The organism is Opitutaceae bacterium TAV5 (genome assembly GCA_000242935.3).
GTDB lineage: Bacteria > Verrucomicrobiota > Verrucomicrobiia > Opitutales > Opitutaceae > Geminisphaera.
On record CP007053.1, the window covers coordinates 3,583,466 to 3,596,680 of the forward strand.

Below are 13,215 nucleotides of genomic sequence, written 5' to 3' on the forward strand. Positions count from 1 at the left end.
GGCGATGAGGCTGGGGGGGGGACGGCGGATCAGTTGAGGCGATGGAGCCAGTAGGCAGGTTCGCGACGCAGATGCATGATCGCCCAGATGAGGATGCCTTCGGGGGTGTTGCTGTAGATGACGGCGTAGGGGAAAATGGATGATAAACGCCAGCGGATGGAAGGCTGGATTTCGCGTCCGAGCAGTGGGTCGGTGCGAATGGCTGCGATCAGGCGTTCGATTTCGTCGTAAAAGCGTCCGCCCAGGCCGGAGCGGACGGAAGCGTAGTATTCCGCCGCGGCGGCGTATTCGGCATCGGCTTCGGGATGTAGTCGACAGGGGTTCACCGGCCAACGATGCGGCGGATTTTGGCCGCGGTCTCTTCATGGGGAATCGTCTGCACGGCGCCGCTACGGACTTCCTCAACCCGGCGTTGAAGGGTAGTCGTCCAGGCTTGGGCGTGCTGCGGGCTTTGGCCTCCGTGAAGGTTGAGCAGGATGCGGTCCACCAGCTCCAGCACGGTGTCGTGCGGGAGCGAACGGGTTTCTTCAACGATCTGGTCAATGGTTGTCATGTCGGGTTACATTGCTCATGAGGCGTCCGGCTGGCAATGCGGAAGCCAGGCCGGAATTTTCCGATCCTGAATATCAATTGTTAACCGACGTTACGCGGATGGTTTTGTCGGGGCTCCGCTTGCGAGGCCCGCGAATGTTATTGGTGCTTTGACCTGCCTGCGCGGGCGTCGCAAGCGACGCTCCTGCCTCGCCTTTGCGTAACGTCAGTTATCAAGGCTTGTCTTCTTCCGGATTGCCTCCGAGCAGCACGGTGCGGGTGTCGCCGGCGGCATCCACGGTCTCGAGGCGCGTCACCCGCAACTGCTCGCCCTGGCTGGCGAGGAGGGTGCGGAGGGCGTCGGCATTGTCGTGGGTTTCCTGATACGTCTGCCCGGCTTGGGTCCAGGTCACGCGCCAGGCAGTCTCGCCGGGCTCCAGCTTGCGCAGGGGATCGTCAACGGCGGTGCGGGCGCTTTTTTTCTTCGGACGGATTTTTGCCCTGACGTCCGATGGCAGGAGCGGACGCGTGAAGGGATAATCTTCGCCGAGGATTTTCGCCGCCGCCCGCTCCAGATCGTGCACGCGCACAAACAGCGCCTCGCGTTCGAGGAGCAGCGTGTTGATGCGGATCTGTTGATCGCCGGATGGCATGCGGGTTGGCCCGGGGAGTATCCGCCGGATCGCGGTCACGGACGCCGGTCAGGAGAGACGGGCGCGGTGCCGGCGCGAGAGGCGGACGGTTAACCGGTGGGAACGGATCAGGCCTTGCCGCCGGAGCGAGGCTTGCGGCCGGGAGCAGGCGTCGGCGCGGGCGGGGGCGCTTCGGGCTCGTCGTCGGCGTCGCTGGCGTCGGTGCCTGCCGGTTCGGCGGCTTCGGCGGTCTCGTCGGTCTCGGCCGGCGAGGCGTCGGTCGCGAGGCCGGCGTTGCCGTCGGTGTCGTCATTGCTGCTGTCATCGGCGCGGGCGGCCTTGCGCGCGGGCGCGGCGGCGGCTCCGCGGAGCACGACGGTGGCCTTGGGGTCAAGGCCGGCGACCGGGAGCGGCGGCGCGGGGAAGGGGAACGTGCCGGTTTCGCCGAGCACGTCCTCGACCTGCGTTTCGAGTTGCGCGATGCGTTCGTAGGCGCGCTGGCGTTCCTCGATGAGCTGGTCGATCTGCACGCGGGCCTCGAGCGCCTGACGGATTACGTCGGCCTCGGCCCCGAGCACGATGTCGCGGAAGGTGAGCGAGAGATGCTGGAGGGTTTTGGATTTTGCCATGATGTTTACTGCCAGAAAAAGCGTTTGAGTTTGCTGAAAAGATCGGGCGCGGCAGCGGGCCGCGCGGTGACGGGAGTTGCGGATTGCGGATTTGAGATTGCGGAATCGCCGATGGCGGAGGGCGCGACCGGAGTGGAATCGGTCAGATTCGGGCGTGGGGCGGCGGCGTCAAGGCCGGCTTTGCCGGCGGGTTCAGGGTTCGGGGCGGAGGTTCGGGGGGTGACGCCATGCGTGGCGCGCACGGAGAGGACGGGGCGGGTGCGCGCGCGGGCGCGGGTTTCGGCGGCTTCGCGGGCGGCGGCGGCCACGAGCGGGTCGGGGTCGGCCTGCCAGTCGGACAGCAGCTCGTCGGCGGCGTTGGGGTGACGGATGGCGGCGATGCGCACGGCCGGCGCCGGATCGCGGGCGATGTCGTAGAGATCGGCGCGGCGCCAGGCGGGGCAGGCGGCGACGGCGAGAACGCGCACCGTGGGCAGGGAGTCGGCGAGGAGTATTCTGGCGGTGTCGAGGTCGAGTTCGGGAAGCGGCGGCGGCGCGTTACCGGTGGCGCCGTCGGTGGCGTCGTCGTTGTGGGCGGAGACGGAGAGCAGGGCGCGATGGCGACGGAAGTCGGGGCTGTGGCCGAGCAGGAAGGTGGCGAGACGGGGATCGAGGTTTTCGCGATACGCGAGGGCGGCGAGTACGGCGGGCGAACGGGTGGCGGCGAGTTCCTCGACGAGGTCGGCGGACACGGCCGGATTGCGGGCGAGGGCGGCGTTGACGGGTTCGTCGTTCCGGGTGGTGAAGTAGCGGGCCACGGCTTCGTCGAGCGCCGGGTTGGCGGCGAGGGCGGCACGGACGGCAGGGTCGGCATCCTGCGCGAGGAGGCTTTGCAGGGGGCGGGCGAGGACGGGGGCGGAGGCCACCCAGGCGCGTTCTTCGGGCGTGCCCCGGGTGGCGAGGAAGAGGAGATCGATGTCGTCGAGCTGGGTGGCAGCATGAGCGCCGTCGGCCTCGTTGGCAGAGATGGCGGCGACAGTGGCGCGGCGGACGGACGGGTGGGGCGAATGGAGGAGGACGCGGCTGACTTCGGCCGGGAGTTCGCGGCGCTGGAGGAGGGCGAGTTGCACGTCTTCCTCGTCGCAGGCGGCCCAGCCGAGGAGGAGGTCTTCCTCGACCTTGAGAGTGGCGACGGCGTGGGTGCGGACGACGGCGCTGTCATCCGCGCCGAGGGCAAGCGCGAGCTGGGCCTGGGGGGCGGCCGTGGCGGTGAGGTGGACGCGGACGGACGGGTCGGTGTCGGCGAGGAGGGCGGCCTGGTGGGGCAGGCGGAGCGAGGGATTGGCGGCGAGGGTGCGGCGGACGCCGGCGTCGGGATCGGCGGTGAGGGCGAAGAGCTCGCGCGAGGGGAGCTGGGGGTGGGCGGCGGCCTGGGCGCGGACGACCGGGTCGGCGTGCGCGGCGAAGCGGGTGAGCAGGTGCGGCGGCGTGCGCGGGTTGGTGGCGAGGTGGGCGAGAACGGCGGAAATTGCGGAGTGCGGGATGTTGTGAATTGCGGATTGCGGAGTACGGAGTGCGGAATGACCGGATGCAGCTGGTTCCGCCGGATCGCTGTCGAGGGCGGTGTTGGCGATTTCCTCGAGCAGGTGGCTGGGGGCCAGCGGGTAGGCGGCGACAAACTGGAGCGCGAGCGCGGCGGTGTCGGTGTCGTCGGCGGGGAGCGTGGCGAGTTCCTGGAGAAGGCGCGAGGGGACGGGAGGTTTGCGCAGGGCGAGCGCGGCGCGCCGCACGCCATCGCGGCGGATGCGTGCGAGAATGTCTTCGGCGGTGAGCGTGTCAGTGGACATGGAAGGTCAGGAGAAGGGGACGACTGGATACGGACGAGAGATCACTACGGAAAGGATCCGCTGTCCTGTCCCGGGAAAATGCACAGAAGCGGGGCAACGAAAGGGAGAAACCTGTGATAGTCATCTTGAACAGAAGATAACGAAGATGCTCCTGGAAGATGCCCTGTGATGTGCGCATGGGATGTTTTTCTGAAAAACCGGAAAAGGTCCGAATACAGGAAAGAGAGGCGTTGGCCGGAAGCATCTTCGTTCCCTTTGTTAGCTTCTGTTCAATTATCTTCTGTGCGATGGTTCTGATGATCAGGTTCAGTCGAGGTTGATGTCGCCGGGCTGGACGAAGATTTCGCGGGGGTTGTTGCCCACCTGCGGGCCGATGTAGCGGCGCTGCTCCATCTCCTCCATGAGCGAGGCGGCGCGGTTGTATCCGATTTTCAACTTCCGTTGCAGGTAGCTGGTGCTGGCGCGGCCGTGCGCGGCGATGACGGCGAGGGCTTCCTTTATCATGGGATCGTTGCCGGTGAGGTTGCCGCCGAGGGGATCGTCGTCGCCGTTGCCGGCGCCGCCGGGGGCGTCTTCGGGGCGAAGCTCGACGCGGTAGCGCGGCTGCACCTGGGTTTTGAGGAAACTGACGACGCGCTCGATCTCGGCATCGTCCACGAAGGGCGCCTGCAGGCGCTGGAGGCGACCGAGGCCGGGCGGGCTGAAAAGCATGTCGCCGCGGCCTTGCAGGGCTTCGGCGCCCTTGCCGTCGAGGATCGTGCGGCTGTCCACCTGCGAGGACACCTGGAAGGCGATGCGCGTGGGGTAGTTGGCCTTGATGATGCCGGTGATGACGTTCACCGAGGGGCGCTGGGTGGCGAGGACGGTGTGGATGCCGACGGCGCGCGACATCTGCGCGAGGCGGGCGATGGGCGTCTCGACGTCGTTGGCGGCGGTCATCATGAGGTCGGCGAGTTCGTCGATGACGAGGACGATGTAGGGGAGTTTCGGAAACCCTTCGGCGGCAGCCTTGGCGTTGTAGCCAGCGAGGTTACGGACGTTTTTCTCCGCGAGGATTTCGTAGCGGCGCTCCATCTCGCGGACGAGCCACTTGAGGGCCTGCACGGCCTGTTTGGGATCGGTGACAACGGGATGGATGAGGTGGGGGAGGTTTTTGTAGATGGCGAACTCGACGATCTTCGGGTCGATGAGCACCATTTCCAGTTCGTCCGGGCGGAAGCGGTAAACGAGCGAGAGGAGGAGGTTGCTGATGCAGACGGATTTGCCGCTGCCGGTGGCGCCGGCGATGAGGGCGTGGGGCGCGCGGGCGAGGTCGCAGAGCACGTGGCGGCCGGCGATGTCCACGCCGAGGATCAGCGGGATGTCCATCGCGGTGTTTTGCCAGGCGGCGTTCTGGAACGTGCTGCGGAGGGCGAGAGGAGCGGAGGCGCGGTTGGGGATTTCGATGCCGACAAAACTTTCGCCGGGGATGGGCGCCTGGATGCGCACGGCGTTGGCCGACATGGCGAGGGCGATGTTTTTTTCGAGGGCGGCGATGGCCTCGACGCGCACGCCGAAGCCGGGGCGAACGCGGAACTGGGTGACGCGCGGGCCGACGATGGCATCGTAGACGAACGCGTCCACGGCGAAGGCATCGAGGGCGTCCTGGAGGAGGCGTTTGCCGTCGGCGATTTCCTGCGGGGTGACGAACTGTTTTTCGTCGGCGTCGGGCGTGCGGAGGAGATCGAGCGAGGGGAACCGGTAGCATGCCATCTCCTCCGAGGTGAACGGATCGGGCGGTGTGAAGACGGGCCGGGCGGGAGCGGCGAGCCTGGCGGCGTCGGCAGGGGAGGGGGGGGCGTCGGCGCCGGCGCCGTCCGCAGAGTCGGGGCCGGCGGCCATTTCGGCGGCGCGGTCGCTGGCGGACTGACGCAGCATCTGCATGTGGTCGAGGGCATCGTCGAGCCGGTCGCGGTGGCGCGCCTGGAAGGTGCGGCGTTCCTCGTGGCGGGCCTCGATTTCCTCGCGCCAGAAGGCGAGCAGGCTCTCGTCCTCGACAAGCCACGCGGCGGCGGACGGAGCGGGCGGAGGCGGCGTGCGGGTTGCCGGAGGTTCGGGTGAGGGAGCGGCGGGAGATGCGGCGGACATGTGGCGTGGCGGCGACGGTGTGCGATGAAAGGGAACGATGGACGGGAAAAAAGAGACGAGATTGAGCCTCGGGACGGCAGGGTGCAAGAACCTGTGCGAGGAGGGTTCCATTTCCGGCCTTGCCGCGGGGCGTCGGGGGCGGTGTCGTGGCGGTTTTCAACCAGCCAATACAGCCAACCCGCCCGCGCCCATGTCCACCACCGTCACCGATCTCATCCCGCACCGGCCGCCGTTTCTCTTTGTTGACGAAATCGTGTCGGAAACCGCCGACAGCCTCGTGGCGCGCCGCACGTGGCGGGCCGACGAGTTTTTCTACGAGGGACATTATCCCGGCGCGCCGATCACACCCGGCGTACTGCTGTGCGAAGCCACCTTCCAGGCGGGCGCGCTTTACATGGCGCGGCAGGCGCTGGCCGCGGGCGTGAAACCCGGCGAGGGTGGGGGCGGTTCGCCGCTCATCGCCAGGATCGGTGAGGCGCGCTTCCGCAATCCCGTCTATCCCGGCGATGAAGTGCTCATCGAAGTGAAGAAAAAAGAGGCGCTCGGCGGGTTCACCATGATGAGCGGCTCCATCAAAAAGGCCGACGGCACGCGGGTGATGAATGTCGAGTTTTCCGTGGCCTGGAAGGAGCCGGCCAAGGGCTGATCCGGATGGCTGCTATCACAAAAGAACATGCCTCTCATGAAACGCACAGAAGGAAACGAAGATCACGAAGATGTTTCCGGTTCCCGTTATCCGTCCCGGATGCGGACCTTTTTTGGTTTCCGGAAACAGTTGTTTTCAGGAGAGGGACGGCGAGCAGGGGCAACATCGTCGTTCTCTTCGTTTCCTTCTGTTCAATGATCTGGTTTTGGCGCAGCCAATCCGTGATCTCCGTGGTTCAAAAATCTTCTGTATGAGCAGCGACTTTCTCCAGCTTGCCGGCAAAACCGTCCTCGTCCTCGGCGTGGCCAACCGCAAGAGCGTGGCCTGGCTCACCGCGAAGACGCTCGAGGAACAGGGGGCGCGCGTCCTCTACAGCGTGCGCAGCGAGGTCCGCAAAAAATCCCTCGAAACCCTTCTCGGCGACCGCCCGGTTTTTGTCTGCGACGTGGAGCACGAGGGCGCGGCGGAACGCCTCGCCGCCGAAGTCGCCGCCGCGCAGGCCGCCGCCGGACTCGGTCCGATCCACGGCATCGTCCACTCAATCGCGTTCGCCAACTACAGCGACGGCTTCAAGGCGTTTTACGAGACGAAGCGCGCCGACTTTTTGCAGGCCACGGCCATCTCGGCCTTCTCGCTCGTCGAACTCGCCCGCGCGTTCAAACCGCACCTCGCGTCCGACGCATCGGTGGTGACGATCGGCATCTCCTCGCTCCTCGTCACCCCCGACAACTACGGCTACATGGGTCCGGTCAAGGCCGCGCTCGAATCCGCCGCGCGTTTCCTCGCCAAGTCGTTTTCGACGGAAACGGCGACCCGCGATGTGCGTTTCAACGTCGTCGGCGCCGGCCCGCTCAAGACCAGCGCCTCGGCCGGCATTCCCGGTTATCTCGAAAGCTATCTGTACGCCGAAAAGCTCACCTTCCGCAAAAAAAACCTCTCCACGCAGGAAGTCGCCAACGCCGCCCTTTTCCTGCTCAGTCCGCGCAGCAGCGGCATCAACGGCACCACACTGACCATCGACGCCGGCCTCGGCTCCAACTATTTCGACGCCGAAATCATCCGCCTGGCGATGCGTCCGGAGCACAGGTCATGAACAGCCACAAAAAACACAAAATTTCTTCCTGCCCGTCGAAAGGCTTCCGTGCGCCTATCGGCGCGATGGCGGATTTCATGCGCGGCGTGTTTTCTTGTGTTTTTTGTGGCTATTAATCGGGGAAATTCGAACGACTTCCATGCATTTCAGCCACACCTGTATCGAAACTCTCGCTACCGCGCTTCCCGACGAGATCCTCACCACCGATGCGATCGAGGAGCGCCTGCGCCCGCTCTACGAGCGCCTGCGTCTCCCCTTCGGCCGGCTCGAACTCATGACCGGCATCCGCGAGCGCCGCGTGTGGCCCGCCGGCACGCGCCCCTCCGACGCCAGCGCCGCTGCCGGTCGCGCCGCGCTCGCCCGCTCCGCTGTCAGCGCCGACCAGATCGAGCTCTTCGTCCACGCCGCCGTCTCGCGCGACATGCTGGAGCCTGCCACCGCCTCCTTCGCCCACCGCAAGATCGGCCTGCCCGCCACCGCGCAGATTTTTGATGTCTCCAACGCCTGCCTCGGTTTCCTCAACGCGCTTACCCTCGCCGCCGGCATGATCGAATCCGGCCAGATCCGCTGCGCCCTCGTCGTCTCCGGCGAGAACAGCCGTCCTCTCGTCGAGCAAACGCTGGAAACCCTTCTCACCGCTCCGCTCGACCGCAACGGCATCAAACCTTATTTCGCCAACCTTACCATCGGTTCCGGGGCCGTCGCGGCCGTTGTCTGCCACGAGGAAATGTTGCCGCCCGGCGCGCATCCGCACCGCCTCCTCGGCGGCATCGCGCGCGCCGCCACGCAGCACAGCGAACTCTGCCAGGGCGACACTCACGGCGCCGACGCCCTCGCCATGCAGACCGACAGCGAAGCGCTCCTCAACGCGGGCCTCACCCTCGCCCGCGAGACGTGGGATGTCTTCAGCGCCACTACGGCCGTCGCCGAGTGGGACGCCGCCAACGCCGACCGCTTCATCTGCCACCAGGTCGGCCGCACCCATCGCCGCAAACTCTACGAAACGCTCGGTCTCGATCTGGCGAAGGATTTTTCCACTTTCGAGACCCTCGGCAACACCGGTTCTGTCGCGCTTCCCGTCACGCTGGCCGCCGCCGTCGAGGCGGGCGCGGTGCACGAGGGCAGCAAGGTCGCCCTCCTCGGCATCGGCAGCGGCCTCAATGCGCTCATGCTCGCGCTCGAATGGTAGTCAAAAAACATGACGGAATCCGCATGACACCCTGCCGCAGGACGTAACCCGCACGATGGACAACGCAGACCAGCAAACCGCTCTCCAGCCTCCCCCGACGCCGCTTCCCGACTGGCTGCGCGCGCTCTATCCGTTCACGCCGCGCTCCTTCGTCACGCCCCGCGGCGCCCGCATGAGCTACGTGGACGAAGCGCCCGCAACCGCCGCTCCGGACATTCCGCATTCCGCGCTCCGCACTCCGCATTCGTCCGAGGCCGTCCTCCTGCTTCACGGCAACCCGACCTGGTCTTTCTACTACCGCGAACTCATCCCGGCGCTCGTCGCCCGCGGCCACCGCTGTATCGCGCCCGACCACATCGGCATGGGGCTTTCCGAAAAACCGGAAGATTACCCCTACACGCTCGCCGCTCGTATCGACGACATCGCCGCCCTCGTGCGTTCGCTCGGCCTTGCGCGCGTCCATCTCGTGGTCCACGACTGGGGCGGCGCGATCGGTTGCGGACTCGTCACGCTGCATCCCGATCTCGCCGGCCGTTTCGTGATTCTGAACACGGCGGCGTTTCACCTGCCGCGCATTCCGCGCCGTATCGCGCTTTGCAAGACGGCATTTCCCGGCACGCTTCTCGTGCGTGGCTTCAACGCCTTTGCCTGGCCCGCCACCTGGATGTCGATGCACCGGCGCAAGCTCACACCCGACGAGAAACGCGGCTTCCTGTTTCCCTACGATTCGTGGGCGCACCGCGTGGCGGTCAACGCCTTCGTCAAGGACATCCCGCTCACCTCCGCGCATCCCACCTGGCGCACGCTCGAAACCACGGGCGCGGGCATCGGACGGTTCACCCCGCGCGAGCCTGCGTCGACGTCGTTTGCTTCCGGCGCTCCCGCGGATCCCGGGCTCGATAGCCCTCCTGCCCCGCCTCCGCACCCCGCGCTCATTCTCTGGGGCGGGCGCGATTTCTGTTTCAACGACGATTTTTACGACGAATGGAAACAGCGCTGGCCGCACGCCGAAGCGCATTACCTCGCCGATGCCGGGCACTACGTCCTCGCCGACGCCGCCGACGAGGTCATCCCGCGCATCGCGGATTTCCTGTCGAAGTGACGGAGCGGCGGCATGGCAAGCTGTCGGCCTTCGGCCTCGGTACCTGCCGCTGCCTTCGCGGAAGCAGGTCTCGAAATATACGAGCGGTCGTAAGGTGTGTGATGATACCGGCGCATTCACGGCAGCGGCAGGAATGCCGCCGCTCCCGCTGACTACGCCAGCCGCTCGATCAGCTCCGCGGCGGGCGGCCCGATCCGGCGGGTCGTTTCGTGCTCGATCCAGCGCCCCTCGACCAGCATCCGCATCGGCGTGGCCGGCGCGCCGCGTTCGCCGCTCTGGAAAAGGCTGATCAACAACTCCACTGTGCGCGCCCCGATCAGTTTTTCCTGCTGGTCGATGCCCGACCAGTCCGGATCCTGGCTGCGCGAAAGCGTCGCCAGCGACACGTCCTCCGGCACGCGCACTCCGGCCGCGTCCAGCCACCCGCGCACTTCGGACACGTGCGCGATGATCGCCGTCGGCCGGTAGCGCCGGAACCACGCGAGAAACCCCTCGCGCGCCTTGTTGATGTTGGCCGGTTCGTTCAGCCCGGGGATCGTGAACATCGGCACCACGGCGGTTTCCGGCTGCAGGCTCTGGTAAAAATAATAGGGCGATTCGAAATTGTGTTCGCAGCGCCGCAGCGTTTCCAGGGCGCTCACCATGCCGATCCGTTCGTGCCCGAGCTTGCAGAGCTGCCGCAACGTCAGCAGCGCCGAGCTGTGCTGGTGGTTGCACACCACGTGCATCCGCGGCGTCGCCAGCGAGTACCCGATCGCCACGCACGTGAACGGCTCGATGTCCAGCGCCAGGGTGGCGCCCGCCACCGGCTGCGGCGCGAAAATCAGCCCGCGGATGCCGCGCGTGAGCAGCACCTCGCGCGCCCGCTTGGCCGACATGCCGGGCTCCTTCAGCCAGAACTCCTCCAGCCGGAATCCCATCGACGCGGCGAACTCCACCGCTCCCGCATGAAACGTCCGGATGTTCTCCTGCTCCAGGCAGGCCCGACGCTCGGGAAACGAGTTGACCCACGCGAACGTGGACTGGTAGGCGGGCGGATTCTGCCGCCGCCGGTAGTGGCTGAGCGCCGTCAGCATCGGGTCCGGCGTGTAGCCCATTTCCTTGGCCACCGAGCGGATTTTTGCCCGCTTGGCGGCGTCGACATAGGTGTCGTTTTTCAAAGCCCGCCACGCCGTGGAAACATGCACACCGGCCTTGGCGGCGACCTGCTTGAGGGTAACGCGGGGATGGATCATGGCGGAATCTGGAGGTTCGGGAGGAAAAATCCGGAAATGGTCGTTTGTCTGAGAAAGTTTGCAGTTACAGGCCGTCGCGGCTCCAAAGGCAACCTTTTCGATGCGTTACTGAGTTTTTCCCGCGACACGCGACCCTGTTTTTTCGCAGCATCTCATCCTCAACATCTCTACCAACCGTCATATGAACAAAGTGCGCATCGGCATCGTCGGACTCGGCAATATGGGTTCCGGCCACTCCGCCAACATCCTCGCCGGCAAGATCAGCCGCCTCGAACTCACGGCTGTCGCCGATACCGACCCGGCCAAGCTCAAGCGTGTGCCCCAGGTCAAGGGCTTCACCTCGGCCGACGAGATGATCGCCTCCGGCCTCATCGACGCGATCCTCATCGCCACGCCCCACTACGACCACACCACCATCGGCATCAAGGCCCTCAAGGCCGGCCTGCACGTGCTCGTCGAAAAACCCATTTCCGTGCACCGCGCCGATTGCGAGCGCCTCATCGCCGCCTACAAGGGGCGCGAGGGCAAGCAGGTGTTCGCCGCGATGTTCAACCAGCGCACCGACCACTACTACATCAAGATCCGCAACCTCATCCGCAGCGGCGAACTCGGCGAGATCCGCCGCGTCAACTGGATCATCACCGACTGGTTCCGCACCCACGCCTACTATGCCTCCGGCGGCTGGCGCGCCACCTGGGCCGGCGAGGGCGGCGGCGTGCTCCTCAACCAGTGCCCGCACAACCTCGACCTTTTCCAGTGGATGTTCGGCATGCCGACCAAACTCCGTTCCAAATGCGGTTTTGGCAAATACCACGACATCGAGGTCGAGGACGACGTCACCGCGCTCATGGAGTTTTCCAACGGAGCCACCGGCGTCTTCATCACCTCCACCGGCGAGGCCCCCGGCACCAACCGCCTCGAGATCACCGCCGAGCGCGGCAAGCTCGTTTACGAGGCCGACAAGATCACCTACACGCGCAACGAAATCCCGATGCGCAAATACTCCGAGACGACCACCCTGGCCTTCGGTCGTCCGGACAAGTGGGACGTCTCCGTCCCCGCCGCCGGCCACGGCGGGCAGCACAACGAGATCCTGCAAAACTTCACCAACGCCATCCTCGACGGCACCGAGCTCTACGCTCCGGCCCCCGAAGGTATCCACTCGGTCGAGCTGGCCAACGCCATGCTCCTCTCTGCCTGGACGGACAAGGAAGTGTCGCTTCCGATCGACGGCAAAAAATACGAGCGCCTGCTGAAGCAGAAAATCGCCGAATCCGCCCGCAAGCCGAAGAAGAAAAAAGTCACCAAGGCCTCCGTCGCCGGCGACGATTTTGCCAAATCCTTCCGCGGCTAAGCGGGGCTCCCATTGTAACGACCCGATATACCAACCACCAACTGCCAACTCCCATGAAAATCTCCCAGGTTGCCATCCAGCTCTACACGCTCCGCGAGCACTGCAAGACCGCCGCCGATCTCGCCGAGACCTGCAAAAAAGTCCGCGCCATCGGCTACGAAGCCGTCCAGGCCAGCGGCGTCGGCCCGATTCCCGAAGAAGAGATCGCCAGCATCATCAAGGACGCCGGCCTCATCCTCTGCGCCACGCACGAGAACGGCCAGAAAATCCTCGATGAAACCGACGCCATTATCGAGCGCATGAACAAGCTCGGCTGCAAACTCACCGCCTACCCGTATCCGGCGGGCGTGGATTTCACCAGCCGCGAGTCCATCGACACCACCATCAAAAAGCTCGATGCCGCCGGAGCCAAGATGCGCGCCGCCGGCATCACCCTCGGCTACCACAACCACGGCATCGAGTTCGCCAAGGTTCCCGGCACCGGCCAGACCTTTTTCGAGTACGTCTTCGCCAACACCAAGCCCGAAAACGTCGTCGCCGAACCCGACACCTACTGGGTGCAATACGGCGGCGCCGACCCCGTCGTCTGGGCGAAGAAACTCGCCGGCCGCCTCCCCTTCATCCACCTGAAGGATTACACCTTCAACGCGAAAGAGAACAAACCCATGTTCTGCGAAATCGGCGCCGGCAACCTCGACTTCAAGGCCATTATCGCCGCCGCCGAGGCCGGTGGTTGCCAGTGGTTCATCGTCGAGCAGGACACCACGCCCGGCGACCCCTTCGTTTCCGTCAAGCAGAGCTTCGACTACATCAAGGCCAACCTCGTCAGCTGACGTCATCGTGGCGCGGGC

General features: G+C 65.7%; 14 protein-coding genes. 7 read left to right on the plus strand and 7 right to left on the minus strand.

Annotated elements, in window-relative coordinates; genetic code table 11:
* Positions 1-29: 29 nt before the first annotated feature.
* The 6 genes from OPIT5_15355 to OPIT5_15380 all read right to left on the minus strand — a co-directional run bounded on the left by OPIT5_15355 (position 30) and on the right by OPIT5_15380 (position 5,745).
* A complete protein-coding gene (locus OPIT5_15355; GenBank protein ID AHF91388.1) occupies positions 30-326 on the minus strand; it encodes a plasmid stabilization protein in 297 nt (98 codons plus the stop codon).
* A complete protein-coding gene (locus OPIT5_15360; protein ID AHF91389.1) occupies positions 323-553 on the minus strand; it encodes an addiction module antitoxin RelB in 231 nt (76 codons plus the stop codon). Before OPIT5_15360 ends, OPIT5_15355 begins: the two co-directional genes overlap by 4 nt.
* 211 nt (positions 554-764) lie before the next feature.
* Complete coding sequence (locus tag OPIT5_15365) at positions 765-1,184, minus strand: hypothetical protein (protein AHF91390.1); 420 nt, start codon at positions 1,182-1,184, stop codon at positions 765-767.
* 107 nt (positions 1,185-1,291) lie between these two features.
* Positions 1,292-1,792 carry a hypothetical protein gene (locus tag OPIT5_15370; GenBank protein AHF91391.1) on the minus strand — a complete coding sequence of 167 codons (501 nt, stop codon included), beginning with the start codon at positions 1,790-1,792 and terminating at the stop codon, positions 1,292-1,294.
* A 5-nt stretch (positions 1,793-1,797) separates the two neighbouring features.
* Entirely contained in the window at positions 1,798-3,618 is a 1,821-nt protein-coding gene (locus OPIT5_15375) for a hypothetical protein (protein ID AHF91392.1), read from the minus strand.
* A gap of 306 nt (positions 3,619-3,924) precedes the next feature.
* Positions 3,925-5,745 (minus strand): cell division protein FtsK, encoded by a 1,821-nt coding sequence (locus tag OPIT5_15380; GenBank protein AHF91393.1) that lies wholly within the window; start codon positions 5,743-5,745, stop codon positions 3,925-3,927.
* A 190-nt stretch (positions 5,746-5,935) separates the two neighbouring features.
* Here OPIT5_15380 and OPIT5_15385 point away from each other — a divergent pair, with 190 nt between their 5' ends.
* The 5 genes from OPIT5_15385 to OPIT5_15405 all read left to right on the plus strand — a co-directional run bounded on the left by OPIT5_15385 (position 5,936) and on the right by OPIT5_15405 (position 9,775).
* The gene (locus OPIT5_15385) at positions 5,936-6,391 is read left to right on the plus strand and encodes a 3-hydroxyacyl-ACP dehydratase (protein ID AHF91394.1); all 456 of its coding nucleotides are present in this window, start codon (positions 5,936-5,938) and stop codon (positions 6,389-6,391) included.
* A gap of 250 nt (positions 6,392-6,641) precedes the next feature.
* A complete protein-coding gene (locus OPIT5_15390; protein ID AHF91395.1) occupies positions 6,642-7,484 on the plus strand; it encodes a trans-2-enoyl-ACP reductase in 843 nt (280 codons plus the stop codon).
* A complete protein-coding gene (locus OPIT5_15395; protein AHF94423.1) occupies positions 7,481-7,600 on the plus strand; it encodes a hypothetical protein in 120 nt (39 codons plus the stop codon). Before OPIT5_15390 ends, OPIT5_15395 begins: the two co-directional genes overlap by 4 nt.
* A gap of 23 nt (positions 7,601-7,623) precedes the next feature.
* Positions 7,624-8,673, plus strand: a complete 1,050-nt coding sequence (locus OPIT5_15400; GenBank protein AHF91396.1) for a 3-oxoacyl-ACP synthase — start codon at positions 7,624-7,626, stop codon at positions 8,671-8,673.
* A gap of 55 nt (positions 8,674-8,728) precedes the next feature.
* On the plus strand, positions 8,729-9,775 hold the full coding sequence (locus OPIT5_15405; protein ID AHF91397.1) for an alpha/beta hydrolase: 1,047 nt from the start codon (positions 8,729-8,731) through the stop codon (positions 9,773-9,775).
* A 152-nt stretch (positions 9,776-9,927) separates the two neighbouring features.
* Here the strand turns inward: OPIT5_15405 and OPIT5_15410 are convergent, their stop codons facing one another.
* The gene (locus tag OPIT5_15410) at positions 9,928-11,010 is read right to left on the minus strand and encodes a LacI family transcriptional regulator (GenBank protein AHF91398.1); all 1,083 of its coding nucleotides are present in this window, start codon (positions 11,008-11,010) and stop codon (positions 9,928-9,930) included.
* Between the two features lie 181 nt (positions 11,011-11,191).
* Between OPIT5_15410 and OPIT5_15415 the strand changes: the two genes are divergently transcribed.
* Together OPIT5_15415 and OPIT5_15420 are read left to right on the plus strand one after the other, a co-directional pair.
* Complete coding sequence (locus tag OPIT5_15415) at positions 11,192-12,364, plus strand: oxidoreductase (protein ID AHF91399.1); 1,173 nt, start codon at positions 11,192-11,194, stop codon at positions 12,362-12,364.
* A gap of 53 nt (positions 12,365-12,417) precedes the next feature.
* A complete protein-coding gene (locus tag OPIT5_15420) occupies positions 12,418-13,197 on the plus strand; it encodes a xylose isomerase (protein ID AHF91400.1) in 780 nt (259 codons plus the stop codon).
* Positions 13,198-13,215: the final 18 nt, after the last annotated feature.

Bases quoted from the DNA above. Each gene is read 5' to 3' on its own strand.
- OPIT5_15360 (AHF91389.1), bottom strand. From the start codon at position 553: ATGACAACCATTGACCAGATCGTTGAAGAAACCCGTTCGCTCCCGCAC.
- OPIT5_15365 (AHF91390.1), bottom strand. From the start codon at position 1,184: ATGCCATCCGGCGATCAACAGATCCGCATCAACACGCTGCTCCTCGAA.
- OPIT5_15370 (AHF91391.1), bottom strand. From the start codon at position 1,792: ATGGCAAAATCCAAAACCCTCCAGCATCTCTCGCTCACCTTCCGCGAC.
- OPIT5_15375 (AHF91392.1), bottom strand. From the start codon at position 3,618: ATGTCCACTGACACGCTCACCGCCGAAGACATTCTCGCACGCATCCGC.
- OPIT5_15380 (AHF91393.1), bottom strand. From the start codon at position 5,745: ATGTCCGCCGCATCTCCCGCCGCTCCCTCACCCGAACCTCCGGCAACC.
- OPIT5_15385 (AHF91394.1), top strand. From the start codon at position 5,936: ATGTCCACCACCGTCACCGATCTCATCCCGCACCGGCCGCCGTTTCTC.
- OPIT5_15390 (AHF91395.1), top strand. From the start codon at position 6,642: ATGAGCAGCGACTTTCTCCAGCTTGCCGGCAAAACCGTCCTCGTCCTC.
- OPIT5_15395 (AHF94423.1), top strand. From the start codon at position 7,481: ATGAACAGCCACAAAAAACACAAAATTTCTTCCTGCCCGTCGAAAGGC.
- OPIT5_15400 (AHF91396.1), top strand. From the start codon at position 7,624: ATGCATTTCAGCCACACCTGTATCGAAACTCTCGCTACCGCGCTTCCC.
- OPIT5_15405 (AHF91397.1), top strand. From the start codon at position 8,729: ATGGACAACGCAGACCAGCAAACCGCTCTCCAGCCTCCCCCGACGCCG.
- OPIT5_15410 (AHF91398.1), bottom strand. From the start codon at position 11,010: ATGATCCATCCCCGCGTTACCCTCAAGCAGGTCGCCGCCAAGGCCGGT.
- OPIT5_15415 (AHF91399.1), top strand. From the start codon at position 11,192: ATGAACAAAGTGCGCATCGGCATCGTCGGACTCGGCAATATGGGTTCC.
- OPIT5_15420 (AHF91400.1), top strand. From the start codon at position 12,418: ATGAAAATCTCCCAGGTTGCCATCCAGCTCTACACGCTCCGCGAGCAC.